The sequence below is a fragment of the Paraprevotella sp. genome (assembly GCF_986071375.1).
In genome coordinates this window covers 1-26,632 of record NZ_CFQRNQ010000032.1, presented here as the reverse complement: position 1 = coordinate 26,632, position 26,632 = coordinate 1, and the positions used below count along the sequence as shown (strand labels likewise).

Sequence of the window (26,632 nt, the reverse complement as noted above, 5' to 3'; positions counted from 1 at the left end):
CTTATTTTTCATATCATGGGAATAATATAAATCATCCCACCACGCCCATACAAACACCAGCAAGTCAAAAACCAACCAACCGGCCAAAATCCAATGACAAGTCTCCATGATGCAATCATTTAAATATTTTTCATCCTTGCAAATATACGATTTTATCCTAAAGCCCGCTACCTTTCGATAAAAAAAACTATCTTTGCACATAATAAAGTTTACTATTTATTATGGAAGTCATTCAAACCGCCATCGAAGGCGTAGTGATTATCGAACCTCGGTTGTTCAACGATGCAAGAGGCTATTTTTTCGAATCTTTCTCACAACGGGATTTCGACCGGTTGGTCCGCACCGTACATTTCGTGCAAGACAATGAAAGCAAGAGCAGTTACGGCGTACTGCGCGGTCTTCATTTTCAAAAACCGCCATACGCACAAAGCAAGTTAGTACGCGTCATCAAAGGCGCCGTATTGGACGTGGCCGTGGATATCCGGAAAGGGTCGCCTACTTTCGGTCAACATGTAGCTGTAGAGCTGACAGAAGAAAACCATCGTCAATTCTTCATCCCCCGCGGTTTTGCCCACGGCTTCAGCGTGCTCACGCCGGAAGTTATATTCCAGTATAAATGCGACAACTTTTATGCACCGCAAAGCGAGGGGGCATTGGCATGGGACGACCCGGACCTCGGCATCAACTGGCGCATTCCTTCCGACAAAATCCTCCTGTCGGAAAAGGACAAGCGTCATCCTCGCCTGAAAGATGCCGAATGGTTGTTTGATTACTCAGAAGATTTATACCAATAATACAGCACATCATGGATTTTAAAAGAAATATCATCATTACCGGAGGAGCCGGTTTCATCGGCAGCCACGTCGTACGCCTCTTCGTCAACCAATATCCGGACTACCACATTATCAATCTGGACAAGCTGACCTACGCCGGAAACTTGGCCAACCTGAAAGACATCGAAAACCAACCGAATTACACTTTCATCAAAGCGGACATTTGCGATTTCGACAAGATGAGCGAACTCTTCCGGCAATACCATGTGGACGGCATTATCCATCTGGCTGCCGAAAGCCACGTGGACCGCAGTATCAAAGACCCGTTCACTTTCGCACGCACCAATGTCATGGGAACGCTCAGCCTGCTCCAAGCAGCCAAAGAGTATTGGGAATCCCTGCCGGAAGGCTACGAGGGCAAACGTTTCTACCATATTTCGACCGACGAAGTGTACGGGGCATTGGAGCTGACTCACCCCGAAGGCATCGAACCTCCTTTCACCACCACGGCCTCATCTTCGGAACATCACCTGGCATACGGTGAGGCTTTCTTCCTGGAAACCACGAAATACAATCCGCACAGTCCCTACTCCGCTTCCAAAGCCAGTAGCGACCACTTCGTCCGTGCTTTCCACGACACCTACGGCATGCCGACCATCGTAACCAACTGTTCCAACAACTACGGGCCTTACCAGTTCCCGGAAAAGTTGATTCCGCTGTTCATCAACAATATCCGCCACCGCAAGCCCCTCCCGGTCTACGGCAAAGGGGAAAACGTGCGCGACTGGCTTTACGTCATCGACCACGCCCGTGCCATCGACGTAATATTCCACAAGGGAAAGGCGGCAGAGACGTACAACATCGGCGGCTTCAACGAATGGAAGAACATTGACATCATCAAAGTCGTCATCCGTACGGTAGACCGGTTGCTCGGCAACCCGGAAGGCTATTCGCTCGACCTGATTACTTACGTGACCGACCGCAAGGGACATGACTTGCGTTATGCCATCGACTCTACCAAATTGAAAAACGAATTGGGATGGGAACCTAGCCTGCAATTTGAAGAAGGCATCGAGAAAACCGTCCGTTGGTATCTCGACAACCAGGAATGGATGGACAACGTGACAAGCGGAGACTACCAGAAATATTACGAAAACATGTACAAGGACCGGTAATCCGCCATCCTGTCCACGAAGACACACGCCCCCGGAAACCTTTGTTGTTTCCGGGGGCGCACGTTTTTCTATCGGCAAGAAAGAAAGGATAAAGCTTAGCTACGGCTCACTTCCAACCCCTTTTCCGACAAACTCATCTCTACAAAACGGGCACGGTCGTTCACAGCCTCCTGTACCAAGATTTTCCGGATACGGGCTGCCGCCTCTTCGTCCTTGGCCATCATGTAAAGGAAGCCACCGCCACCCGCACCGGGCAACTTATACCCTAAACACAAGTCATCTATTTTCCCGATAATCGCACGGACAGCCGTCGGATTCGTCCCCTCGTCCAAACGGCAATTCTGCATCCATGACCTCCTGACCAAACGGCCGGTCTCCTCAAAACTGTTCCGCTGTATGGCATCGTACATGTCCAAGGCATGTGCCTTCATCCGCCCCAATAACTCCAAACGGCCGGTCTCGTTCAGGAACATCCCTTTCACGATTTCCGCCAGGATGCTCTTGGCCGTACGTGTAATGCCGGTATAATACAACAGATGGCATTTCCGGTATTCAGGTGCGGTAAACACGTGGTCGGGCAGCCAACGTACCAAAGGCTGTTGGCAAGCCCCCGGTTGGGTCTGGAGCAATTTCACGCCTTGCAGGATGCCGCCGTATTGGTCTTGCCATCCTCCGCCCGTGGTCAGCAACTGCTCCAACACGAGCGTACGGTTGCCCACCTCATAACGGTCCCATCCCAACCCGCAGAAGTCATTGACGGCCCCCAGCACGGTAGAAGCTAAGATTGAACTTGTCCCCAACCCGGAACCGGCCGGAATGGCAGACAGCAATGTAATTTCGATACCCGCACCGAAAGCCTCCAACTGCGCCTCTAACGACGCATGGGCTTCCGCACAGAAATCCGGATGGAAACCGGCCAACACCAACGCTGCCTTCGGAATGGAAAAAGGAGAGCCGACCTTATTGAAGGCCGCAAGTTCGTCGTATGTACGCACCACCTCCATCGCGCCCAAGTCAATGGAACGCATCACGATATGACGTTCCCGGCAAGGCTTCACGTACACCTGCAACGGGGGCTGCCCGTTCAGTTCGATGGAGAGGTTCACCACATTCCCTCCCTCCATCAGGCTGTAGGGCGGCGTGTCCGTCCATCCTCCGGCCAAGTCGATACGCACCGGACTGCGCCCCCACACGATCTGGTCTGCATAAACCGACAAGCGGGGAGACTGCCGGGCCGCACAGGCCGTGCCGGTCAGCATCTTACGCATCAGTCCGAAAGCCTGTTCTTCATATTTCCGTCCGTCTTCACCTTTCAGGCCGGCCACACGGGCACGGAACATCGCATCGCTGATACGTGTCAACCCATCCGCCATCTCCGGCAATGCGTCCGGTAAAGGCAAATCCTCCTCCGCATATTCATGGGCCACGTCATCCAAGTTCAACTGGTAGAACACGCTACGTTCGTAATGGGCTGCCAATAAAGGCAGGTTCTTCGTCCGGAACGCCTCACGTTGGCACGTCAGGCGGTGCAGGTTGGCGTATGCCGACAATTCATCGGCCGACATTTTGCGGGCCGAGAACCATACCTTACGTCCATCCTCCAATTCAGGCTCGGTCGTCATCCAACGCATAGCCAATCCCAAGTCCTCCACATTGCCGCACAAAGGAAACAAACGGGCCGCCTGCAAATCATGGTTCTCCTCTATGTCTTCCGGTTTCAGGCCGCGCTCGGCCAACCACTCCGTCACAGGCATGCCCTGATACAGGACCGCCCTGTCCGACAGGCAGCCCTTGAAGGCATCGTTGAAACCGTAAGGACGGGCGGCAAAAGCCTCCTCGCCCACCGGCACCACGTCGATGCACAAACCGGCGGCCAACTTCAGCGGCCAACGGTTTTCAGGCACCCCTGTAATGATGTTACGGCACGCCAATGTCCAGTCGCGCCCCACGAAGCTGTTCTCTATCCAAAGTTCAGAGTTCGCGGCCTCCAACGCCACTTCCACTTCGGCATTCTGCACGAACATGGCCGGATGGGGCTTAGCCTTGCGGTGCATGATTTCCCGTTGGTCCGTCACGATGTTCTGCACGGCCAACGTGGAAGAAATCATCTCGCGGCTCGTCCCGTAATGGTAGAAGTTCCCCCCTTCCAAAGGCAAGATGGCCACCGTCAGGCTGTTCAACTCCGGGTCGTCCAACGTAGGACGGTCTCCCAGTGCCAGACCGAACTCGGAGTACATGTCGTAAAACGACAACTGCCCGTCACGGTAAGAACGCTTCACCATCAGTTCCACCGCCCGGTCGCTCAGCAACCAAATCCCGATGTCCATCAGGAACAAATGCTTGCTCATCAGTGCGCCCAACTCGGCCACACTGGGTTTCTGCAACATGAAAGCCAACCTCTCCGGCGACCGGCGGTCCGATACGAACACCCCATGGTTTTGAGCCAGGCTCGGGTCTACCCACAACCCATAGCACACCACGTCGGCCTCGGGGATGTCCTGCAAAGGCCGGTCGGTACGGATATACACGTCGCCACTGGCCACCAACGTGTGCAACGACTGCGGCGCACGCTCCATAACCTGCTCGTAAAGGGGCAACTGAAGCGACAAAAGGTTTTGATCCAGACGCTGTCCCCGCTTCCACCGGAACACCGGTACCGGAGTCAGTATTTTCCCCGAAGGCGCGTAAGCCGGCAAACGCCGGCTCTGCCCTCCGGCATGCAGCAGGATGCGTTTCTCACGCGACAGCCATGCAGCAAATGTTTCTCCTTCATCCGTCTCGGACGCCTTGCAGGCCTGCAACAGCCACGCCGTTCCTCCCCCCGAACCTAACTTATGCCCGATGGGGTCGGACGTACAAAACCACTCTTTCCGGTCGGCTCGCTCTACCTCGTGGAAACACTCCACCAGATTCGGCGGAAGCGACAACAACTTTTTCATATCCTATACCTTATTATATATATTAGTGTCCCTGATGATTGATACAGATTCCTTTCAGGTACCATTCATACAAACGGTGCACCCCTTCGTCTATCTCCACCGTGTGGTGCCAACCGAGGCGGTGGAGCTTCGTCACGTCCGTCAGCTTGCGCATCGTGCCGTCCGGCTTGGAGGCATCCCAACGCAACTCACCCTTGAAACCGATTTCGGCCATAATCTTCTCTGCCACTTCGCGGATGGTCAGTTCCTTGCCCGTCCCCACGTTGATGTGGCAGTTGCGGATGTCCCGTTCGCCCGGCGCATACGTGTCCTTGAAATCCACGTTCAACAGCACGTGCACGCTGGCATCCGCCATCTCTTCGCTCCAAAGGAATTCGCGCAACGGTTTGCCGGTGCCCCACAACGTCACGGCCTCCGGCGTGATGCCGTAATGCGCCAACACGTCGAGGATATCCGCTTCTGTGGAAGCGGCATCCACCACTCGCTTCACACCGTCGCGCACCACGCTCACGGGACGCAGGCCGATGTCCTTGCGCACAGCCTCCCAGTCCCCTTCGTTCAGGCACTTGGCCAAATGGACCTTACGGATCATGGCCGGCAACACATGGCTGTTCTCCAAATGGAAATTGTCGTTCGGCCCGTAAAGGTTTGTCGGCATCACGGCGATGTAGTTCGTCCCGTATTGCAGGTTGAAACTCTCACACATCTTCAGCCCCGCTATCTTGGCGATGGCATACGGCTCATTGGTATATTCCAACGGAGACGTGAGCAACACCTCTTCTTTCATCGGCTGCGGAGCCTCACGCGGATAAATGCACGTGCTGCCCAAAAAGAGCAACTTCTTCACCCCGTGGCGGAAACTCTCGCCGATGACGTTCTGCTGTATCTGCAAGTTCTGGTAGATGAAATCCGCACGATATTGCAAATTGGCCATGATGCCTCCCACGTGGGCGGCTGCCAACACCACGGCGTCCGGCTGTTCTTCGTCGAAAAAAGCCTTCACAGCCGCTCCGTCCAACAAATCCAATTCCCGGTGCGAACGGCCCACCAGATTGGTGTAGCCTCTCTGCTTCAGGTTATTCCAAATGGCGGAACCCACCAATCCGTGATGTCCCGCCACATATATCTTAGCATTCTTGTCCAACATAGCCGTCTTATTCTTTATCCAACTGAGCTTTCAAGTGCAGTTTCTTCACGAACTTCATGTCGTGCTCCACCATGATGCGTACCAGTTCGGGGAATGTCGTCTTCGTGGGATTCCAACCCAAAAGGGTCTTGGCCTTCGTCGGGTCGCCGAGGAGCTGTTCCACCTCGCACGGACGGAAATATTTCGGGTCGACTTCCACGAGCACCTTGCCCGTAGCTGCATCGATACCTTTTTCGTCCACGCCGCTGCCTTCCCATTTCAGTTCCACACCCAAGTTCTGGAACGCCAACGTACAGAACTCGCGCACGGTGTGCATCTCGCCTGTGGCGATGACGAAATCTTCCGGTGTCTCATGTTGCAGAATCAGCCACATGCACTCCACATAATCTTTGGCATATCCCCAGTCGCGGCGCGCATCCAGATTACCCAAATACAGTTTGTCCTGGAAACCCTGTACGATACGGGCAGCAGCCAACGTAATCTTGCGCGTTACGAAAGTCTCGCCCCGACGTTCGCTCTCATGGTTGAACAAGATACCGTTCACGGCAAACATGCCGTAGCTCTCGCGGTAGTTTTTCGTAATCCAGAAACCGTATTGCTTGGCCACGCCATAGGGAGAACGCGGATAGAAAGGCGTGGTTTCCCGTTGCGGCACTTCCTGCACCTTACCGAAGAGTTCCGAAGTAGAAGCCTGATAGATACGGCAAGTCTTCTCTAACCCGCAGATGCGCACGGCCTCCAAGAGGCGGAGCGTGCCCACGGCATCAGCCTCGGCCGTGTATTCCGGCACGTCGAACGACACCTTCACGTGGCTCTGCGCGGCCAGGTTGTAAATCTCCGTCGGATGGATGTCGCTGATAATCCGAATCAGCGAACTGCTGTCCGTCATGTCGCCCCAATGCAGGTTCACCAGACGGCTCTTCTTCATGTCGCGCACCCATTCGTCCAGATACAGATGTTCGATACGTGCGGTGTTAAAGGAAGAAGAACGGCGCATGATGCCATGCACTTCATATCCCTTTTCAATCAGAAACTCGGCCAAATAGGAGCCGTCCTGCCCCGTGATACCGGTAATCAATGCTACTTTTCTCATGATAATTCAAATAATGTTATAGTGTTTAGTGTGAATGTTGCAAAGTTATAAAAAAATCAAGTACCAACATACGAAAAATCAAAAAAAAACAAGAATGGAAATGCCTGATAACAAACAGTTAAACAATCCCCTCAAAATGAAAAATCAATCTGCGCCAAACGAAAAATCGTTCGCCTGAGATTGATTTTTCGTTTGGCGCAGATTGATTCACAGTTCTGCACAGATTAAAAAACGGACTTTAGAGTGTCCGAATTTTATCCTAACATAAGGCTATCGCAAAATATTGGTTACCAACGAGGCGATAGACACCAAGATACTGATGGAGCTTACCCAATAGCTCGTGCTCGAACCAATATCGGAGTTCTTGGCTTTCGTCTTATTGGGCGTCACATACAAGACGTCGTTCTGCTGCAAATAGAAGTACGGTGACTTGATGATATTGGCATCGTTCAAATCCAACTCATGGATGGTCTTCTTGCCCGTGGCATCCTCGCGGATGAGTTTCACATTGTCGCGGCGTCCGTAAACGGTCATGTCCTTGGCCAAGGCCAAAGCTCCGTAAATCGAAACCTTCTCGGAAGGCACGGTGTAAGTACCCGGACTGGTCACTTCACCCAATACCGAAATCTTGTAATTGCTCAACCGCACCGTCACCACCGGCCGGGTCTTCAGATAAGTACCCTCGATTTTGGAAGCAATCAGGTCTTCCACCTGGTTCACCGTCATACCCCCAACTTTCAGGGTACCGAGGATAGGATAGTTGATAGTACCGTCATTAGTCACCAAGAAAGTCTGCAAAGTCGGTTGGGAAGTCAACGTCCCGCGTCCCTGTCCCACAGCCGGCGTAACCGTCAGGTTAAAAGGAATGACCGCTTCAGCGTCTTCCGGACAATTCACCGTGATAGTCAGTTCGTCCTTAGGCATGACACGCGCCTCATAAAGCACGGCACTCGAATCGAGGTCGGCCTCCGCACTGTTGATCATGTAAGGCACGGTCTTATAAGAAGTACAAGATGTGGCAAGCCATACCACCGCCACGGCCCACACCGTGAAAATTTTCATGCTGATTTTATTCATATAAGATAGAAATGGTTTTGAATTACACGTATGATTCCAATATCGTAGCCTCGCCTTCAGGCTCAAGCGTCACACTCTCCGCTTCGGCCGACACCAAAAGCGTATGCCCGGCCGCGAGTTTCACTTCTTCTTCACCGCAGGCCACACGGCAGGCTCCCTCCGTACAAATCAAGATGACAAAACTGTCCAAGTCGGCGTAATCGCACGTCATCGGTTCGGTCAACCGGTAAGCACCGGTCGTGAAAAACGGGCTTCTTACCAGTTCGGCCGGCACATTGGCTTCTATTTCGCGGCGCACCTCAGGCTCCGTCACGGCATAGTCTATCGCTTCTTTGGCTTCTTCCACATGAAGTTGGCGCGGCCGTCCTTCGCTGTCCACACGTCCGAAATCATAAATCCGGTAAGTCACGTCGCTGCTTTGCTGTATCTCGCAGATAAAACAGCCCGTACCGATACTGTGTACCCGCCCGGCCGGCAGATAATACACGTCTCCCGGACGCACGTCATAGCGCCGGAGCACTTCGGGCAAGGTCTGGTCGGCCACCCTCGCGGCGTATTCGTCTGCTGTCACCTGCCGGCTGAACCCATCCAACAGGTAAGCTCCCGGTGCCCCGTCCACCACATACCACATCTCCGTCTTACCCGGACAGCCGTGGCGACGCTGCGCCAACTCGTCATCCGGATGCACCTGCACGGAAAGGGGTTGGGCCGCATCTATAAATTTGACGAGCAAGGGAAAACGTGTGCCGAAACGCTTGAAGTTCTCCTCGCCCAACAAAGCGCTCCCGCCTCTTTCGGCCAACTGCGTAAGGGTCAACCCGCCGTACGCACCTCCTGCCACCACCGACTCGTTCCCCGGAATGCCGGACAGTTCCCAACTCTCTCCTATCAGCCGTCCATCGGCCTCCAAGCCCTTGAACGGGAGTATGCGATGCCCTCCCCACAAGGTTTCCTTGAATATATCCGTAAAACGGAACAATTTATTTTCCATGCCTTAACTGTAAAAAATCGTCCAAAATTACGAAATTCACACAACACGAGCAAATAAAAAGGAATATTTAAAATTCAGCCTTGCGTACTGGCAAGTGACACATTAACCGGAAACATGAAATACATCCGGCCTCCCAAGCCGGATTTTACAACCATTTTATTAACTAACAAATACAAATGTATCATGAAAAAGAATTTGTACGACGTGACGAGACTGGCAACTTTGTATTTTCCCGACTCCACCGAACGGAACGCGAGACGAAGGTTGTTCAAAGTATTACGGGCCGAACGCGACCTGTGGGCACGCCTCACGGCACTGCACTTCGGTGTCTGGCAACGGAGCTTTACACCCCGCCAATACGAAATGGTCATCGACATCCTCGGCAAACCGGAGGAGACGGACGACGACTTCCGCGAGTGGCCGCACGAATAGGCCGGCCATCCATAGGCAGGAAGCACCTTGGAAAACAGGCGAAAATGCACATTTTCAAGCGGAAACCGACGGAAACGTGCACGAACGTGCAATAATGCACACCCCTGTTTTCGGGGATACCTACCTTTGCATTGTCATCCGGATGACAAGAGAGTTACAAAATCAAAAAACAAACTTTTAAAAACAAAAACATTATGAATTACAAAGTCATCGAACGCAAAGACCCGCGCAACCCGGAAGCACCGGGCAAGTATTACGGTTTCATCGTCAACCTCTCCAAAATCGGAATCGAGGAGATTGCCACACGCATCAGCAGCTCCTGTACCGTCACGCGGCACGATTGCCTGGCCGTACTGTCGGCCTTGCAGGAACAGATCATCTATGCCTTGCAAGAAGGCAAGCGTGTCCATTTGGGCGACATCGGCAGCTTCCGTACCGTGGCCAACGGTTTGGGTAGCGACACAGCTGAAAAGTACGACTCGGCCTATATTACCAAGCTCCGCGTCTGCTTCACGCCTAACGCCAAGCTCAAAAAAGCCATGTCGCTCGACAACAAGGCTTTCACGCTCGAACGGGTGGACTTCGCGACCGAAGAGGACAGCGACGAGGAAGAAGGCGGCATCTAAATCCGTAAAGGAATGGAAAAGCTGAACAAGCAAAGAGGGTTGCGCAACTGCAACCCTCTCAATATCCGACGCACGGCAGACCTGTGGCAAGGCCTGGCCGAACGGCAACCCGACCCGGAGTTCTTCACGTTCAGGAGCATGCCGTGGGGATACCGTGCGGCCTTCATCGTGCTGCGCACCTATTGCCACAAATACGGCCTGCGCACGATACGCGACATCATTGCCCGATGGGCACCGCCCGAAGACGGTAACGACACAGAAAACTACGCCCGTAAGGTATGTGCGCTGACCGGCTTCCCTCCGGACAAATGCCTCAATCCGTACGACCCTTCGCACATGGCACCGTTGGTGGCGGCCATGAGCCGGGTGGAATGCGGGGTGAAGCCCTCCATGAGCCAGATAAAAGAAGGTTGGTCGCTCTATATGGGCACGGACTGACCGCAATAGTTTAACTTCTAAAACATCAATGCCTATGAACAAAACAGTTTGGAACACCTTGCTTAATGTAATCATTGCCGTGGCCAGTGCCATCCTTGGCGCCATCGGCGGGTCGGCGATGTAACGTACAGCCTGAATGACCAAAAAGGGAAGACGAAATCACTTCGTCCTCCCTTCCAATCTAATCTATGAACCTATTTTTATTGATATATCATAACGGTGGCTCAACGCACCATTACTTTCACGGATTTAGTCGTGCCGTCGCTCATCTTATCCTGACGAATGTAGATGCCGCGCTGCTTCGGTTCAGCCACACGCACGCCGTTGATGGTGTACCATGCGGAACTTACCACGGTTGCCTTGCCGTCAGCCACAGTCTCTTCTACAGAAGATACGAAATCATCCGGCTTGTTGGCATCGCCATCACCATAGTACAACAGCTTGAAGTTATCGAAACAAGTCCAGTCATTCGTTATCTTACCGGTCTTGCGTACGCCCAATACAGGCTCCTCGCCCTCCTCTACACGGAAGCTGAAGTTGCCTTCATAGGCCCCGTCTTCAAAGGCTGCCTTTGCGCCGTTCACACCGTTCACGATGCAATGGTACAGCAAGTCCGTCATATCCGGGAACAGAGAATCCGGCAGCACTACATCGCCGCTGTCGTACTTATATTCCTTTACATTATCGAAAATAGAAGCCAACTTATTCGTCCAATTGGTCTCTTTTCCTTTCAAATAAACCTCGGCATTCAACGTTTCGCTCTCATTGTCCCGGCGAGCCACTGCTGCATCTATATAGCCGCCCGCACGATAGAAGCCATTGTAAACCACACGGTAGTAACCGGCAGGCATGTTGTAAAGCGTCTGGTGGATTTCACTACTGTCATTGAACATTTCGTAATTCAATGCACTGGTCACCTTACTGGAAGGGCCATCCTCAATACTTGCATTGACCCAACCGTCTGCGGCACGCACGTCTTCCCATTCATTCTTATCGGCATTGAACTTCTTGCTTTGGAAGCTCGGGCACATAATCAAGTTAGTGGCATCCACCGGCTTATCCTTAGTTGCTTCAGAGAAATTAACCTTACCACTCATCATCTTGGTATAAGCCTTGTCAAGCTTGACATTATAGTCGGCTATTTCTTCCATGGAAGCAAAAATACCGTCACCACTTATCTTCTCGTCTATTTCCAATACTACATCATCAAGTTCTGCATAACCTTCCGTATCGGCATAGTCTTCATAACTTCCTTCTCCTGAAGAACCCAACTTATCCGCATGATTATCGTTTTTCGTTTCCAATGCAGTAGCTGCATCAATGGCTTCCTGACCAGCTTCCATAGCCGCATTCAAAGCTTCGCTATGTTCCTTATAAGTTTCAGGAGTCAGGTTATCTACTACAGCCGTAGCCGCCTCGATAGCTTTATTCAAACCATCCTTGGCTTCTTGGGTGGTCAACGCTTCCTTATTCAACAGTTCTTGAGCATTTCCGATCAAAGCTTCCATGGCAGACTTCGCACCGCTCATGTCATCTGCACCCAAATAAGTAACCTGGAAGTTATCAAACAACGTCCAATATGCGGTCAAAGACTCCGGAGCCGTCGGCATCTTCACACCGAAACGCAGTTTTCCGTCTTCACCCACATAACACTTCACAGTCATCAGATAGCTCGTACCATCGGCCATAATCAGCTCAGCACTCTTCTTGCCGTTGCAGACATATTTGCCTTCCAAGTCCGCACCTCCGGCTGTCAACTGTGCACAATCCTCACCGATGTTTTCATCTTGCAAACCGTCGGCCACATGCGGAAGCTTGGCCATTCCGTCGTTTCCATACACGTATGCCAACACGTCGTTGGTTGCATCTCCTTCTACGCCCCAGGCAGCCGACCAAGTGGCATTTCCCGCCGGACGATAGAAACCCTGCACACTGACCTCGTAAGTACCCGCCGGCAAGCCGTTAACTTCCTGGTACACATCGAAAGCCTGCTCGTAGCATTCGGCCACGTTGTTTCCATATTTCAAACCATCATTGTTCGGCCCGCCCAACTTCTGATAAGTCCACCCATTGGTATTACCTGTAAAGTTAGGATTCGTCAACAGGCCGGTCACATTATCCGTATCGCCTGTTTCCAAAGCATCCAAAATACAAGCTTTCCAAATCCGGTCGGCACGCGGTTGGATACTGTCTACTTCCGTCGGGTCAAAAGTACCTTGGTTATAAGCTTCTTCCAAACCAACCAAGTACTCCTCATAATCAAGAAAATCTTGGTCTGCATATATGGATTCATCCCATGCCACAGACAAGTCGTTTGTCTTTGTCGTCAATGTCTGATAAGCAGCAACATCTGATACCAAACTATCCATACGAAGCTGCAAAGATTTGGCAATGGATTGCAAAGAATCGTCTTTGACCTCGTCATTAGCCACAGCCGCCTTTGCCAAGGCTATCATCTCCTCATATTTCTTATCACCTTCCTTACTATGCTTCTTGAGGCTTATTTCTTCCTTATATTGCTTCTCGGCCTCTGTGATATTTTGGTTCAAAGCATCGCGCATCGTAATAGCACCCGCCTTACCCATATATTGCAATGTGAAATAACCTACAGCCGACCAACCGTCCTTACTGCCCTCGGAACGCATACCGACAGTAGCCGTACCGCCGATTACAGAAAAGTCTACAGTATAAGGTGCTGCATAAGGCGTGCCGTCCGGTGACGGTACATCAGCCTCTTTCTTGCTTTCACCGGCCACCGTCTTGGCATACAAGAAAAGACCTTTCGGACCACCGTTCTCAGCCGTCTGCTGCGTCATGATGTAAGCCTTCAAACGATATTTTCCGTCAGGCAGTTCACTCAAAGACTGCTCTATATAATAATCTCCCGTAGGAGGTGTGGCTATCCATCTTTCAAAGAAAGTACGGAAATCGAAACCGTCTGACGTTCCAATCTCCCCCTCTTTCTTTGTCACGACACCAAAATTATTATTGTTGTTGGCCCGCCAAGAAGTCCACCCATTGGAACCATCGCCAAACGAAGCGTTCGTAATCTTAGCCGTCAAATCTGCGGGAGTAGCCTCTGAAGCCGAACTGTATTTGAATTCCAACACGGCATCCTTCAGTTCCTCTGCAGCCTCTTCTATCTGTTCCACCGTAGCATCAGCACTCTCATACAATTCCTTGTACTTCGCATAATCCGTATATCCGGCCTCATCGGCAGCTTCCAATTGCGGTTTCAGCACGTTCTTCTTGGCAGCATATACTTCGTACACTTCCGGCTCTACGAACTTCCAGTCGAACTCAGCTTTTTCATAACCGCTTGTTCCGGGCACTATCAAAGGATTGATAACCTCATTCCACGTACCATCCGTATTGGGATTTACTCCCATCCACGTATTCTTATAAGCGGCATTTTCGGTTTTATTGGTACCGTAAGTAGGATCGTCCGCATTCACACGGATACGGTAAAGGCCGTTCCCCTGAGATACAATATCCCACAAGATGTGTCCTTGCTTATTGTGGTCTACGTAACATTTTACACCGGGATCCAAAAATACTTCATGGAAACCACCGTTACTCGGTGCATTCATCAGCGACAAACGATAAGATTCGGCAGCCGAATAATCGTTGGCATCTTTCGCATGGGTAATCAGCTCGTAATCGGGTCCATAACTCAATGTCACTTCTTGCCCCGTATTTGAAACGATGAAAGTGGTATTAAAATCCGCACCATTGGACATGAACTTCTCACTGGCCACATGATAAACGTAATACACCTCCTTTTGTCCACCCTTGATTCCCTCCAAGTCGGGTTCTACGAATGTCAACTTCGGATCCGCCCAATCGGCCGCCCATAAAGGCAATGTGGACGATGTGGCTGTGCACAAAGCCATCAATGCAAGTAATCTGTTTTTCATCTTCTTACAGAAATTAAGTTAATACTAATGTTTCGCTTTTTAATAGGATTTCTTATAAGTGGCAAATTTACAATAAATACTCAATCTAAAAAATAATCCGGATAAAAAAAAGAAGATAAGCCCATATTTTTAACACAAAGGCAGCAAAAGCAAAAAGGAGAAGACGAAATCACTTCGTCCTCCCCTCCAATCTAATCTATGAACCTATTTTATTGATATATCATAACGGTGGTTTAACGCACCATTACTTTCACGGACCTAGTCGTACCGTCGCTCATCTTATCCTGACGGATGTAAATGCCGCGCTGCTTCGGTTCGGCCACGCGCACGCCGTTGATGGTGTACCATGCAGAACTTACCACCGTAGCCTTACCGTCGGCCACAGTATCTTCCACGCCATTCGGGATGTCGTCTGGACGGTTGGCCTCGCCGGCCCCCAAATAGTACAGGTGGAAGTTGTCGAAACACGTCCAGTCATTGGTGATAACCGCGCCCTTTTCAACCCCGATGGTCACACCTTCGCCATCTTCCTTCACCTCGAAGCTGAATGCCCCTTCGTAAGCATTGTCCTCAAAAGCCTTGCGGGCACCGACCCTGCCATTCACGACTGTATGATACATCATATCGGGCATGTCAGGGAACAAAGAATCGGGCAAAACCTTATCCGAACTGTCGTAACTGTAAAGCGTCACATTATCGAAAATGGAAGCCAATGGAACGGACAACTTTTCGGAAGCGGTTTCAACATACACATCCACGTTCAGTGCCTCTTCCTTATTGTCACGGCGCGCCAAAGCAGCTGGCTCGGCATCCCCGGCACGATAGAAGCCATTGTAAGTGAGCCGATAGAACCCCTTAGGTAACGCATACACGGTCTGGTAAAGCTTGACATCCTCGATATTGAACATCTCGTAAACCAAATCTTGCGCCTTCAAGTCATTATGCACCTTGTTACATTCCCATCCGGCATTAGAGCTTACTTTCTCCTGCGTCTCGGCATCCATTTCCTCAAAGCTCGGATTGGTAATCATGCCCGTGACATCGAGCGGAGTATCCTTCGACGCTCCCTTGAAATCCACTTGCGTGGCCACCATCTTGCAATAAGCCTCATTCATGCGCTGCATAAAACTTTCAATCTGGGCCAAATCGACAAGCGAACGTTCGTCGATGGCCAACAACACTTCATCCGACACGAGTTCCAACAAAACGTCATATTCGTCTGTACCGGCATATTTGTCATACTCGGCAGTACCTCCTGCACCATTGAACTTATTGTCATGGCCTGTAGCCGTCGCCTCTAACTTGGCTGCTGCCGCACGCGATTCGGTTTCAAGCTCCATGGCTGCATTCAATGCCTCCGAATTGACGGCATACGTCTCTTGGGTCAATTCTTCCTCCAAAGCCGCAGTAGCATCGGCAATGGCTTTCTGCAAGGCATCTTTCGCGGCCTTGGTGGTAAGCGTTTCCACATCGTCAAGCAGTACCTTCGCATCGGCAATCCGGGCCTCCAATGCAGAAACGGCCCCGGTCATATCCTCCGCGCCCAAATATTTCAACCTGAAATTGTCATAAGTAGTCCAGTCCCCGGAAAGACCTGCATCCTCAGTCATCCGCACGCCCACTCGTAATTTGCCGTCAGCCTTCACATAACAAACGAATTTGTTCTCGAAATGACCTTCTTCAAAAGCCTTATGCGTTCCCGTCAAAGCATCCAAGGCATACTTGCCATTCCTCAGCTCGTCGTTCGGCAATGACAATTGCACATCTTTGCCCCAACCTTCTGCCTGCATCGGTTCATCAAACACCTCATCGTAACAATGGTGGAGCTTTACGGAACCGTCGTTACCGTAAGCATACGCAGTAACCTGCGCCTCCTTGGCATCCGTGCCCCAAGCTGCCTGGCAAGCATCGTGCCACGTAGGGCGTTGGAATCCTTGCAGGGAGACCTCATAAGAACCTTCGGGCAAGCCCTCTATTTCCTGATAGACATCAAATGTCTGTTTATCATACATTTCACCCGTTTCCACACCTTGCCCGGAACCACCCTGCCATCCGTCGGCATTGTTGGTGAAATCCGCATTGACCAACAAGGGTGTGAAGTCCTCGATTTCCCCTCTTAAAGCGGCAGCCCTGAAGTCCTCCATGTAATAGCGGTCCATACGCGGTTGGACGCTGTCTATCAAAGCCGGGTCGAAACTGCAATCTCCCTGCTCCACCTTAAGCGTGTTGTCGATATAATCCTCCAACGTAGGCCACGACATATCTTCGTATGGAGATGCCCAATATTTATTTTCTGCCTCAACCAACAACTGTTCCAGTTTGTCATACGCAGCCACGTCTTTGGCCATCTCGTCCATTTGCTTCTGCAAGGTCTCAATCAGAGCCGACACGGTTTCAATGTCCACGCTCGCATCTGCAGCCACTTCTTTGGCATGCCCGATAAGCTTCGTATAAGCTTCTTCACCTTTTTGGCTCATTTTTTTATTGGCAGACTTGTAAGCTTCGTAGGTCTTTTCTGCATCAGCAATGTGCTCCTTTAGATAATCCTGCATCGTCATGGCACCAGCTTCGCCCAAATACTCCAATTTGAAATTGTCCACACCCGTCCACTCGGAATTAGGAGTTTCCACTTTCAAACCCACTGTGGCAGAACCGCCTATGACTGAAAACTCGAGCGTATAGGGCGCGGCATAACCTCCTCCATCGGGAGACGGCACGGTGGCCTGCAACTTCACTTCGCCTCCTTTCGATTTGGCATAAAGGTAACGTCCCTTCGGACCACCATTATCCTCTTTCACATTCGTCAGGATATATGCGCTCAGGCGGTAACGCCCATCTGGTATATCATTGATTTCCTGCGTAATGGACCAACTCGTTTGCGGAAAAGTAGCAGTCCAACGCTCAAAGAAACCTTTGAACTCAGTTCCGTCGGAAGTAGTTTGAGAAGAAGACTGTACCCCAAAATTATCTTGCCCACTGATGGCATCGCGTTGCAAAGTCCATCCATTTTCCCCATTGTCGAAAGCCGGATTCTCTATCACGTCAGTCACATCAGCCGGATGTTCTTCCGAAGCCCCGGAGAACTTAAAGTCGAACACGGCCTTTTTCAATCCCGCAGAAGCCGCTTCCACGTCCTCCAAAGTAGCAGCCGCATCCAAATATACCTTTTCATATTCTTCATATCCCTTATATCCGGCCTCATCCGCACTCACTAACCACTTTTTCAACACACGCTTTGCCAAAAGGACTTCGTAAGCCTCGGGAGTCACAAACCTCCAATCCAACTGGGCTTTTTCATTCCCGGCCATTTCCGGATTGATAAAGGCATCTACTCCCGTACGGGTCTCATCCACCAACCCCACATACTCCTCCGCGTGTTCGGAATTCAAACCATAAGTCGGGTCTTCGTCACTGATTTTGATACGGTAATTCCCGTCACCCACCGGAGATATTTTCCACAACATGTGTCCCTGCTTGTTATGGTCCACACAGAAGGCATTGTCCGACGGGCTATAATAAAGCTCATGACGGCCTGTATTGCTTTTCCCGTCCCACATGGTGAAACGCCATCCTTTGGCATTGGAATACTCTTTATCTGTCTCAGGGCGGTTGCTCAGCTCGTAATCGGTATCATAAGTCAGGTCCAACTTCTTTCCTTCATCCGCTACAACCACTTCCGTTCCCCAAGTTTTATTATAATTGCCACACGTTATGAACTTTTGGGTAGCCACGTGATAAACGTAATACACGCCCCCGCCCGTCCCATCGGTAGCCAAATTGGGTTCTACAAAATTCGGAATCGGATTCTCCCACTCTGCTGCCCACAAAGGCAAAGTAGATGAAGTCGCACCACAGAGTGCCATCACTGCAAGTAACCTGTTTTTCATGTTTCTTGAAAATTAAGTTAATACTAATATAATGTTTCGCTTTTAATAGGATTATTATGGCCGTAAAGGTACAACAAGTATTCAATAAAAAGAATAAAATGAAAGAAAAAAACCAAAACAAGCCGTTTTTTAACGTAATTAAGCCATTCTTCACCTCAATGGCAAGCCTTTTTGCCTGACAAAACATCCATAAAAAAACAAGCGTGCCTACCGGAACATGCGGCTGCCCCCCATCACCCAAGAAGTTTGCAAAATACCCCTTCATCCTTCAGGTTATACAATAAACCATTATCATACAACACATTACGGCATGAAGGATAGAAGGGTCATCTTTCAGCCCCCTTTCTTTGCAGAAAGCGACAAAAATTTCTGCGCCAAATGATTTTCCGTTCTCAGCCGAACGATTTTCCGTTCTGCGCCAATTGATTTTTCATTCTCAACCGAATGCTTTTCCATCCTTTCCTCAACGAAATGAAACTTTGCTGAAAGATGCCTGAAACATCCTTCAGCTTATAACGCAAACATTATGAAAGGCTTAACATATATTCTGAAGGATGAATGGTGTTTTGCCCATTTCACGGGGGAAGCAGAGAAAAAGGGAGGACGAAATCGCTTCGTCCCCCCTTCCAATCTAATCTATGAACCTATTTTTATTGATATATCATAACGGTGGCTCAACGCACCATTACTTTCACGGATTTAGTCGTGCCGTCGCTCATCTTATCCTGACGAATGTAGATGCCGCGCTGCTTCGGTTCAGCCACACGCACGCCGTTGATGGTGTACCATGCGGAACTTACCACGGTTGCCTTGCCGTCAGCCACAGTCTCTTCTACAGAAGATACGAAATCATCCGGCTTGTTGGCATCGCCATCACCATAGTACAACAGCTTGAAGTTATCGAAACAAGTCCAGTCATTCGTTATCTTACCGGTCTTGCGTACGCCCAATACAGGCTCCTCGCCCTCCTCTACACGGAAGCTGAAGTTGCCTTCATAGGCCCCGTCTTCAAAGGCTGCCTTTGCGCCGTTCACACCGTTCACGATGCAATGGTACAGCAAGTCCGTCTTATCCGGGAACAAGGAATCCGGCAATACCACGTCTCCTGTCGTGTACTTGTATTCCCGTACATTATCGAAAATAGAAGCCAACTTATTCGTCCAATTAGACTCTTTTCCTTTCAAATAAACCTCGGCATTCAAGGTTTCGTTCTCATTGTCCCGACGAGCCACTGCTGCATCTATATAACCGCCTGCACGGTAGAAGCCATTGTAAACCACACGGTAGTATCCGGCAGGCATATTGTAGAGTGTCTGGTGGATTTCACTGCTGTCACTGAACATTTCGTAATTCAATGCACTGGTCACCTTGCTGGAAGGTCCGTCCACAATACTTGCATTGACCCAACCGTCTGCGGCACGCACGTCCTTCCATTCTCCTGTGCTTTCATCATAAGTCCGTTTTTGGAAACTCGGACACATAATCAGATTTGTGGCATCCACCGGCTCATCCTTGCTTGCCGTAGAGAAATCAATGTCACCACTCACCATCTTCGAATAAGCACGGTCGATCTTGGTGTTGTAATCTTCTATTTCGGCCATGGAAGCGAAAATGCCTTCCCCGTTGATTTTGTCATCGATTTCCACAAGCACGTCGGCCAACTCCTCGTAGCCTTCCGTGTTGACATAGTCCTCATAACTGCCTTCGCCCGTCCCCGACACCTTATCCTGGTGGGTGTCATACTTGGTCTCCAAGGCCGCAGCTGCAGTGATAGCCTCATTACCGGCCTTGATGGCGGCATTCAGGGCATCCACCTGCTTTGCGTAGACATCCAAAGTCAATTCACCTTCTGCCGCAGCATTAGCCGATTCGATAGCCTTACTCAAAGCGTCCTTAGCCTCTTGCGTGGTAAGCACTTCCTTGTTCAACATTTCCGTAGCCTGCGTAATCAACGCATTGAGCGAAGTCACGGCACCGGTCATGTCATCAGCCCCGAGGTATTCCACTTGGAACTTGTCGAAGACTGTCCATGTACCGGTCCAATCAACAGAAGCTGTAGCCGCTTTGATGCCCAACCGGAGCTTACCATCCTCGCCCACGTAACAAACCACCTCATTGACATAACGGTCCGGGAACTTCGTAAACGTTTCGGCTACTGCCGGTTTGAGACGTACCAACCACTTGTCCTTATATTGCGGGTCGTCCGTAAAGGTGATTTGTTCGTAACGCTCGGCCGTCCCCTTTTCTTCTTCCGTCAAAGGATAATCCATCACGTGATGAAGTTTCACAGAAGCATCATTGGCAAACAATGACCCCAAAATGTCATTAGCCGTATCTCCTTCCTGCCCCCAAGACTGCTGCCAAGAGTTGGAATTGCCCGAACTAGGGGAATAGAACCCTTGCATCGTGATCTTGTAAGAACCTGAAGGCAACCCGTTCAATTCCTGATAAACCTCACCATCGCTCCCTTTGGCATTCCAAAGCTCAGCCACGCCGGTATTGTCATGCTTAAAATCACCGCTACCCGTCTTGCTCCACCCGTTCGTCGCATTAGAGAAATCCGGGTTCGTAAGCAAGCTTGTCACCTCACGCAAGCCGTCAGGCTCCTGCAAGGATTCCAATACAGCCTGTTTCAATATGCGGTCGGCACGCGGTTGGATGCTGTCCACTTCGTTGGGATTGAAAGTACGGTCATTATATCCGCTCAGCAACTCATCCAGATAATCTTCATACAAGCCTAACTCCACATCCGGGAATTTTTCATCATAGGCCGCTTCTAATTCATCTTTCTTGGCCGACAAAGTCTTATACGCCGCAATATCCAATGCCAACGAATCCATGCGGAGCTGCACTGCCTTAATCATCCCCAACAGGGTTTCGTCATCCAACTGGGTATTGGCCACGGCTTCTTTGGCCGTCTTGATAGTCTCTTCATATTTTTGCTCGCCAACTGCACTGAAACGTTCATTTGCATCTTTATATTCCGCATATTTGTCTTCCGCATCCTTAATGTTCTGTTCCAAAAGACTACGGGACGTAACCGCTTCTGCCTTGCCAAGATATTCCAAAGTGAAATTATCCACTGCCGTCCAGTTGGAGTTTGCGTTTTCTACCACCATACCAATAGTAGCTGTACCACCAATGACGGAGAACTCCAACGTGTAAGGTGCAAAATAGCCATTCGACTTGTCGGGATTCACTACCGCAGGCACGTCGGCTTCCTTGCGCACCTCGCCGGCCAATGTCTTGGCCATCAGGAAGCGGCCTTTAGGACCTGACACGGTCTCATTAGGTACCACGTTGGTCATGATGTAAGCACCCAAGCGATACTTTCCATCCGGCAAATCCTTTAGCTCCTGAGTGATGGACCAGTTCGGCTGATTGCCTTCTGCAGACGGAATCCAATATTCAAAGAAGTTCTCACATTCCTTGTTGTCGCTAGCTATCATCTTATCGCCTGTCTTACGGACAAAATTACCTGTAGACCCTTCACGTTTGGTCACCCACCCGTCTGTACTTTGGTCGAACGAAGGTTGGGAAATCAGTTCCGTCACCGGGATAGGATTAGTCACCGTGGCCGAACTGTACTTGAAATCCATAATATCCGACTTCAGATTCTCCACGGCTTGCAACACGTCTTCCGCTTTCGCGTCTGCCTTATTGTAAAGGGCGACATAATCGGCAATCTCCGTGAAACCGGCAGCGTCTGCCGCATCCAACTGTTCTTGCAATTTTTTCTTGGCCATGAACACCTCATACACTTCCGGTTCTACGAACTTCCAGTCGAACTCGGCGTTCTCGAATCCGGCCGTACCCGGCACAATCAACGGGCCGACAGTCTCCACCCATGTGCCGTCCAAGTTCTTGTTCACACCCATCCACGTGTTGGCGTAAGCCGCATTGCCGGAGTTCTTCCCGTAAGTGGGGTCGTCGGCATTGATTCGAATACGGTAAAGCCCGTTCTCCTGCGGGAGGATATCCCACAAGATATGTCCCTGCTTGTCATGATCCACAAAGCACTTACCGCTACTGCTCACATATAATTCATGGAAACCGCTGTTAGTCTTCCCTTCCATCATGGAGAAGCGGTAGGACTGGGCTTTTGAATAGTCCTGCGCACCCGGGTCGTGACTGTTCAATTCATAATCCACACCATAGCTCAGCGTCACTTCCTTGCCTTCATCGGCAACAATCAACGCTGTCCCATAATCAGCCCCATTGTTCATGAACTTCTCGCTAACCACATGGTAAATGAAATACACCTCCTTTTGGCCGGCCTTGATAGCCTCTAAATCCGGAGTTGCAAAAGTCAATGTCGGGTCTTCCCACTCTGCTGCCCACAAGGGCATGGTAGATGAAGTCGCGCCGCAAAGCGCCATCAAAGCAAGTAATTTGTTTTTCATGCTTCTCGAAAATTAAGTTAATTATAATGTTTTGCTATACTTATTACGACAGCAAAATTACAAGAAGTATTTAATTAAAAAAATAATTCAGGAAGAAAAAAGCAGAAAAGCTCCATTTTTTAACAGTTTTGTGTCCCCACACAGCCAAAAAAATGTGCGGGGACACAAATAAAGCATCCTATTGATTCAAATCACTTCATCATGACCTTCACGGCCTTTACTGTTCCGTCGCTCATCTTGTCCCGACGGATATAAATGCCGCGCTGCTTCGGTTCGGCTACACGCACCCCGTTGACGGTGTACCATGCGGAAGCAACCACCGTAGCCGTTCCACCAACAAGTACCTCACCAATATTATCCACGAAATCGTCCGGTCTATTGCCATCACCGTCACCCAGATATTCAAGGGAAAAGTCGTCGATGCAAACCCAGTCTGCCGCTACCCCTTCATCCTTGCGCACACCGATTTTCACTGATTCTCCCTTTTTCACATAGAAAGGCTTATCCGCATCGTAATATCCCCATGTCATGGCAGCACGCATACCCAATCGGTCATTGGCCACACAATGGTATGTACGTTCGGAACCGGGGAACAAAGAATCAGGCAGCACTGCATCATTGGGAGAAAGCAAACCGTCATGCACGCACTCCATGAAACTTGGAAGAACGCCTTTAAAATCCGCACTTTCCGTTTGGGCATAAACATAAGCCAGTAAATTCTCCGTTCCGTCCCTATGAGCCGTCGCGGCCTGAATATTATCCCCGTAACGATAACACCCTTTGAGACGAATGCGGTAATAGCCCTGCTTCATATTATACAAGCCCTGATGGATATCGGCTTTCGTGGAATTGAAGAATTCAAAGACCGAGTCGGCAGCTGTAGTAACCTCTGCATCCGACTCCACGTCCCAACCGTCATAATTGAACACCACATTCCCTTCTTCATCTTCCTGTTGGAAAGATGGGTTCTCCAACAGTACGGTGACATCCAACGGTTCGTCCTTGGAAGCGGCAGAAAAGTCGATGGCACTCTGTTTCATCTTGCCGTAAGCATTGTTCATATCTGCAATGTATTGTTCAACCATCCCCACGCTCTCGAATGAACCGCCGTCGATGACGTCCATGACTTCATAAACAACATTCAAAAGCGCGTCTACATCATCCTGGCCATACGAATCATAAGAACCTTCATTATATGCCTGATCATGCCGGACCACTTGACGGTCCATTTCCTTCAGCAATTCAATGGATGTGCGGCCTTGTTCTATGGCGGCTGACAACGCAGCCATGGTTTCCTTGAACAACCGGGCTGAAACTTCACCCTTAACCACTTCTTCCGCTTCCAAAACAGTAGCCTGCAAAAGTTCCTGCACGTCCAACGGCATCTGGCTCCCGTCAGAGCCCACCTGTTTGGCTTCATTGATTTTCGCCTGCAAGGCAGCTACTGCACCTTCCTGGTTGTCAAGCCCCTGATAAATGACCTGGAAGTTATCGAAAGCCACCCACGACTCATTACGCGTCACACCGGCAAGCCTCATGCCGACCCGGAGTTTGCCGTCTTCGCCCACGTAACAAGTCACGGTGTTGAGATAATTCCCCGGATTGGATTTAAACACTTCCTGCGATGACGCCTTGTCTGTAGGAAGCCATTTCCCGTTCAGGTTTTCGTCTGCCGTACCGGACACTTGCTCCCATCCTCCGACTTCCATCTTATTGTCATACGGCAAATCTGCGATATGGTGGACCGGGGCAGAGGCTTCGTTTCCAAACACGGAGGCCATCACCTTGTTCACTTCGTCTCCTTCAAGTCCCCAAGTCTCATGCCATACGGACGTGGTCGGAGAACTCGGGCTATAGAATCCTTGCACGGTGATTTTATAGAAACCTTCGGGCAAACCGGCCACGTCCTGATAAACTTCCCAATCCCGGCCATTCCAAACTTCGGTAATTTCCGTACCTTCGTTCTTAAAGTCGCCGTTCCCGGTCTTGATCCATCCGTCATTGCTCTTTGCAAAGCTCGGGTTGGCCAACAGACCTGTCACATTGTCAGTAGCCCCGCTCTCCATCATGTCGGCCACGTCCTGCCTAAACAGTTCTTCGGCGTATGCCTCTGCCCCGTCTATCTCCGCCGGAGCCATCGAACCGTCGTCATAGGCCCGGTAGAGTTTGTCCAAGTAATCCTCATAAGAAGGCAAGCCGACCTCACTGTAAGGACTGTCGTCAAGTCTGGCCTCCAACATAGGAATCACCACGTCGTTCAGTTTCTTATAAGCGGCAATATCCACAGCCAAGGAATCCTTCCGGGCATTCACCATCCGGATTGCGGCAGCCCAATCGTCATCCGCCAACCCTGCATTTCCCGCAGCTTCCTTGGCGCAGGCCAAGACTTCTTCATACTTCGCCTTGCCCGATGCCGAGAAGTGCGCATTAGCTCCTGTCTGTTCTTGCAAATAAGCCTCGGCATTTTTTACCGTACGGGCCAATTCGGCAGCTAGCCCGCCTTCGTTACCCATATATTCGAGCTTCACATTGTCTATACCAAACCAGTTACAATTGGTGTTTTCGGTCATAAAGCCAAGCGTCAAATCGCCGCCCCGGGAATAAAACTCCAATACGACCTTACGCGGTGCAGGCACGTCGGCACCGCCCGGTGCACCATTCTTTATACCATAAAATTTCACCGTATGCGCCTCGGCCCTGAACTTCTCGTCATATTTCGACGCATCAGCAAAGAGATACAGCCCCCGGGGGATATCGTTCAAATTACTTTGATTGTAACCCAAAGTCACGGCCGACAAACGGTAACGGCCGGAAGGCATGTTCCCAAACCTCTGATAAAGATGTATGGCACTGGTTCCTCCCGGTTTGGTCCACTTCTCGCAGAACTGGTCCATTACCACAGATTCATCATCCGGGTCCTGGTATTTGTCATTCTTCTGATGCCCTAATGCTGGAGAACCACCATCTTCAATCCAACCTCCATTGCCCGCATCAAACGAAGGATTGGCCAACAAATCGGTAAATTTGGGCTGTTCTTCCGAGGCTCCGGCCCCCAACCGGTCGGTCACGGCCTGTTGCAGTTCATCCGCCGCACTTTCCAACTCTTCAGCTGTGGCATCTGTTTTTTCGTAAAGCGCCACATATCCTGCCACATCCGTATAACCGTTCTCGCCGGCAAACTCCAATTGGGCCTGCAAAGCCTTTTTAGCCTGATAAACAAAATAAGCTTCGGGCGTAACAAACGCCCAATCGGTCTCTACCTTATCAAAACCGCCCTGTTCCTTATCAGCAAAAGGATACACCACCGTGCTACCGGGATTCACGCCCCACACGCCGTTCATCGTCACCGCATTGCCGGAAACCGTCCCGAAATCGGGATCCTGGTCCACAATCTTTATCGCATAATAACCATTTTCCTGCTTTTGGATTTGCCACAAGGTATGGCCGTCCGACCCGCAATCCACGTATGCACTTGCAGTACCGGTCACATAAATCTCATGAAAACGGTTGCCGTTGGACGGCCCGTCCAACATGTTAAAAATCCAACCTTTGCCCGGCACCTTCGGTTCCTGTACCAATAACGGAGGACGTTCTTCCCCGTAAGCCATGGTTATTTCCTGCCCGATGGAATCCACGCTCAGTTGCGTGCCGGAAGCATTACCGGCTGCAATAAACTTCCGGGTAGCCACATGATAGATGTAATACTTTCCCCCTCCCGTCCCGTCGGTTGCAAG

The 26,632-nt window shown here is 50.5% G+C and carries 15 protein-coding genes; 6 read left to right on the top strand and 9 right to left on the bottom strand.

Features of this window, described 5'->3' with window-relative positions; genetic code table 11:
- Positions 1-221: 221 nt before the first annotated feature.
- The gene (gene rfbC, locus AC5RDV_RS12975; protein ID WP_270652032.1) at positions 222-794 is read left to right on the top strand and encodes a dTDP-4-dehydrorhamnose 3,5-epimerase; all 573 of its coding nucleotides are present in this window, start codon (positions 222-224) and stop codon (positions 792-794) included.
- 11 nt (positions 795-805) lie between these two features.
- The gene (locus tag AC5RDV_RS12970; RefSeq protein WP_270652033.1) at positions 806-1,948 is read left to right on the top strand and encodes a dTDP-glucose 4,6-dehydratase; all 1,143 of its coding nucleotides are present in this window, start codon (positions 806-808) and stop codon (positions 1,946-1,948) included.
- Between the two features lie 95 nt (positions 1,949-2,043).
- On the opposite strand, the gene AC5RDV_RS12965 is transcribed toward AC5RDV_RS12970, so the two are convergent.
- The 5 genes from AC5RDV_RS12965 to AC5RDV_RS12945 form a co-directional block, all read right to left on the bottom strand.
- Positions 2,044-4,887, bottom strand: coding sequence for a bifunctional fucokinase/fucose-1-phosphate guanylyltransferase (locus AC5RDV_RS12965; protein ID WP_282748469.1), 2,844 nt, complete (start codon positions 4,885-4,887; stop codon positions 2,044-2,046).
- Between the two features lie 22 nt (positions 4,888-4,909).
- Positions 4,910-6,034 (bottom strand): GDP-L-fucose synthase family protein, encoded by a 1,125-nt coding sequence (locus AC5RDV_RS12960; RefSeq protein ID WP_008630140.1) that lies wholly within the window; start codon positions 6,032-6,034, stop codon positions 4,910-4,912.
- 7 nt (positions 6,035-6,041) lie between these two features.
- Complete coding sequence (gmd, locus tag AC5RDV_RS12955) at positions 6,042-7,127, bottom strand: GDP-mannose 4,6-dehydratase (protein WP_008630142.1); 1,086 nt, start codon at positions 7,125-7,127, stop codon at positions 6,042-6,044.
- Positions 7,128-7,397: 270 nt separating this feature from the next.
- Positions 7,398-8,204 carry a polysaccharide biosynthesis/export family protein gene (locus AC5RDV_RS12950; RefSeq protein WP_428388990.1) on the bottom strand — a complete coding sequence of 269 codons (807 nt, stop codon included), beginning with the start codon at positions 8,202-8,204 and terminating at the stop codon, positions 7,398-7,400.
- Positions 8,205-8,226: 22 nt separating this feature from the next.
- Positions 8,227-9,195, bottom strand: a complete 969-nt coding sequence (locus AC5RDV_RS12945; RefSeq protein WP_130893296.1) for a type I phosphomannose isomerase catalytic subunit — start codon at positions 9,193-9,195, stop codon at positions 8,227-8,229.
- Between the two features lie 183 nt (positions 9,196-9,378).
- On the opposite strand from AC5RDV_RS12945, the gene AC5RDV_RS12940 reads away from it, so the two are divergent.
- From AC5RDV_RS12940 to AC5RDV_RS12925, 4 genes are all read left to right on the top strand, one after another.
- Entirely contained in the window at positions 9,379-9,627 is a 249-nt protein-coding gene (locus AC5RDV_RS12940) for a DUF4248 domain-containing protein (RefSeq protein WP_040603243.1), read from the top strand.
- A 194-nt stretch (positions 9,628-9,821) separates the two neighbouring features.
- Positions 9,822-10,253: an HU family DNA-binding protein gene (locus tag AC5RDV_RS12935; protein WP_008630150.1), complete on the top strand. Its 432-nt coding sequence runs from the start codon at positions 9,822-9,824 to the stop codon at positions 10,251-10,253.
- 12 nt (positions 10,254-10,265) lie between these two features.
- On the top strand, positions 10,266-10,691 hold the full coding sequence (locus AC5RDV_RS12930; RefSeq protein WP_282748467.1) for a hypothetical protein: 426 nt from the start codon (positions 10,266-10,268) through the stop codon (positions 10,689-10,691).
- A gap of 34 nt (positions 10,692-10,725) precedes the next feature.
- Positions 10,726-10,815 carry a smalltalk protein gene (locus tag AC5RDV_RS12925; RefSeq protein WP_021980856.1) on the top strand — a complete coding sequence of 30 codons (90 nt, stop codon included), beginning with the start codon at positions 10,726-10,728 and terminating at the stop codon, positions 10,813-10,815.
- Between the two features lie 100 nt (positions 10,816-10,915).
- Here the strand turns inward: AC5RDV_RS12925 and AC5RDV_RS12920 are convergent, their stop codons facing one another.
- The 4 genes from AC5RDV_RS12920 to AC5RDV_RS12905 all read right to left on the bottom strand — a co-directional run.
- A complete protein-coding gene (locus AC5RDV_RS12920) occupies positions 10,916-14,608 on the bottom strand; it encodes a hypothetical protein (RefSeq protein ID WP_482594670.1) in 3,693 nt (1,230 codons plus the stop codon).
- Between the two features lie 233 nt (positions 14,609-14,841).
- Positions 14,842-18,495, bottom strand: a complete 3,654-nt coding sequence (locus tag AC5RDV_RS12915; RefSeq protein ID WP_282748158.1) for a hypothetical protein — start codon at positions 18,493-18,495, stop codon at positions 14,842-14,844.
- Positions 18,496-19,169: 674 nt separating this feature from the next.
- Positions 19,170-22,898, bottom strand: coding sequence for a hypothetical protein (locus AC5RDV_RS12910; protein ID WP_494222163.1), 3,729 nt, complete (start codon positions 22,896-22,898; stop codon positions 19,170-19,172).
- Between the two features lie 191 nt (positions 22,899-23,089).
- Positions 23,090-26,632 (bottom strand): hypothetical protein (locus AC5RDV_RS12905; protein ID WP_494222162.1); only part of this gene is annotated, 3,543 nt, incomplete at its 5' end.

What these genes read in the sequence shown, in the direction of transcription:
- AC5RDV_RS12920 (WP_482594670.1), bottom strand. Translation starts at nt 14,608, where the DNA reads ATGAAAAACAGATTACTTGCATTGATGGCTTTGTGCACAGCCACATCG.
- AC5RDV_RS12935 (WP_008630150.1), top strand. Translation starts at nt 9,822, where the DNA reads ATGAATTACAAAGTCATCGAACGCAAAGACCCGCGCAACCCGGAAGCA.
- AC5RDV_RS12940 (WP_040603243.1), top strand. Translation starts at nt 9,379, where the DNA reads ATGAAAAAGAATTTGTACGACGTGACGAGACTGGCAACTTTGTATTTT.
- AC5RDV_RS12930 (WP_282748467.1), top strand. Translation starts at nt 10,266, where the DNA reads ATGGAAAAGCTGAACAAGCAAAGAGGGTTGCGCAACTGCAACCCTCTC.
- AC5RDV_RS12925 (WP_021980856.1), top strand. Translation starts at nt 10,726, where the DNA reads ATGAACAAAACAGTTTGGAACACCTTGCTTAATGTAATCATTGCCGTG.
- AC5RDV_RS12945 (WP_130893296.1), bottom strand. Translation starts at nt 9,195, where the DNA reads ATGGAAAATAAATTGTTCCGTTTTACGGATATATTCAAGGAAACCTTG.
- AC5RDV_RS12915 (WP_282748158.1), bottom strand. Translation starts at nt 18,495, where the DNA reads ATGAAAAACAGGTTACTTGCAGTGATGGCACTCTGTGGTGCGACTTCA.
- rfbC (WP_270652032.1), top strand. Translation starts at nt 222, where the DNA reads ATGGAAGTCATTCAAACCGCCATCGAAGGCGTAGTGATTATCGAACCT.
- AC5RDV_RS12965 (WP_282748469.1), bottom strand. Translation starts at nt 4,887, where the DNA reads ATGAAAAAGTTGTTGTCGCTTCCGCCGAATCTGGTGGAGTGTTTCCAC.
- AC5RDV_RS12910 (WP_494222163.1), bottom strand. Translation starts at nt 22,898, where the DNA reads ATGAAAAACAAATTACTTGCTTTGATGGCGCTTTGCGGCGCGACTTCA.
- AC5RDV_RS12960 (WP_008630140.1), bottom strand. Translation starts at nt 6,034, where the DNA reads ATGTTGGACAAGAATGCTAAGATATATGTGGCGGGACATCACGGATTG.
- AC5RDV_RS12950 (WP_428388990.1), bottom strand. Translation starts at nt 8,204, where the DNA reads ATGAATAAAATCAGCATGAAAATTTTCACGGTGTGGGCCGTGGCGGTG.
- gmd (WP_008630142.1), bottom strand. Translation starts at nt 7,127, where the DNA reads ATGAGAAAAGTAGCATTGATTACCGGTATCACGGGGCAGGACGGCTCC.
- AC5RDV_RS12970 (WP_270652033.1), top strand. Translation starts at nt 806, where the DNA reads ATGGATTTTAAAAGAAATATCATCATTACCGGAGGAGCCGGTTTCATC.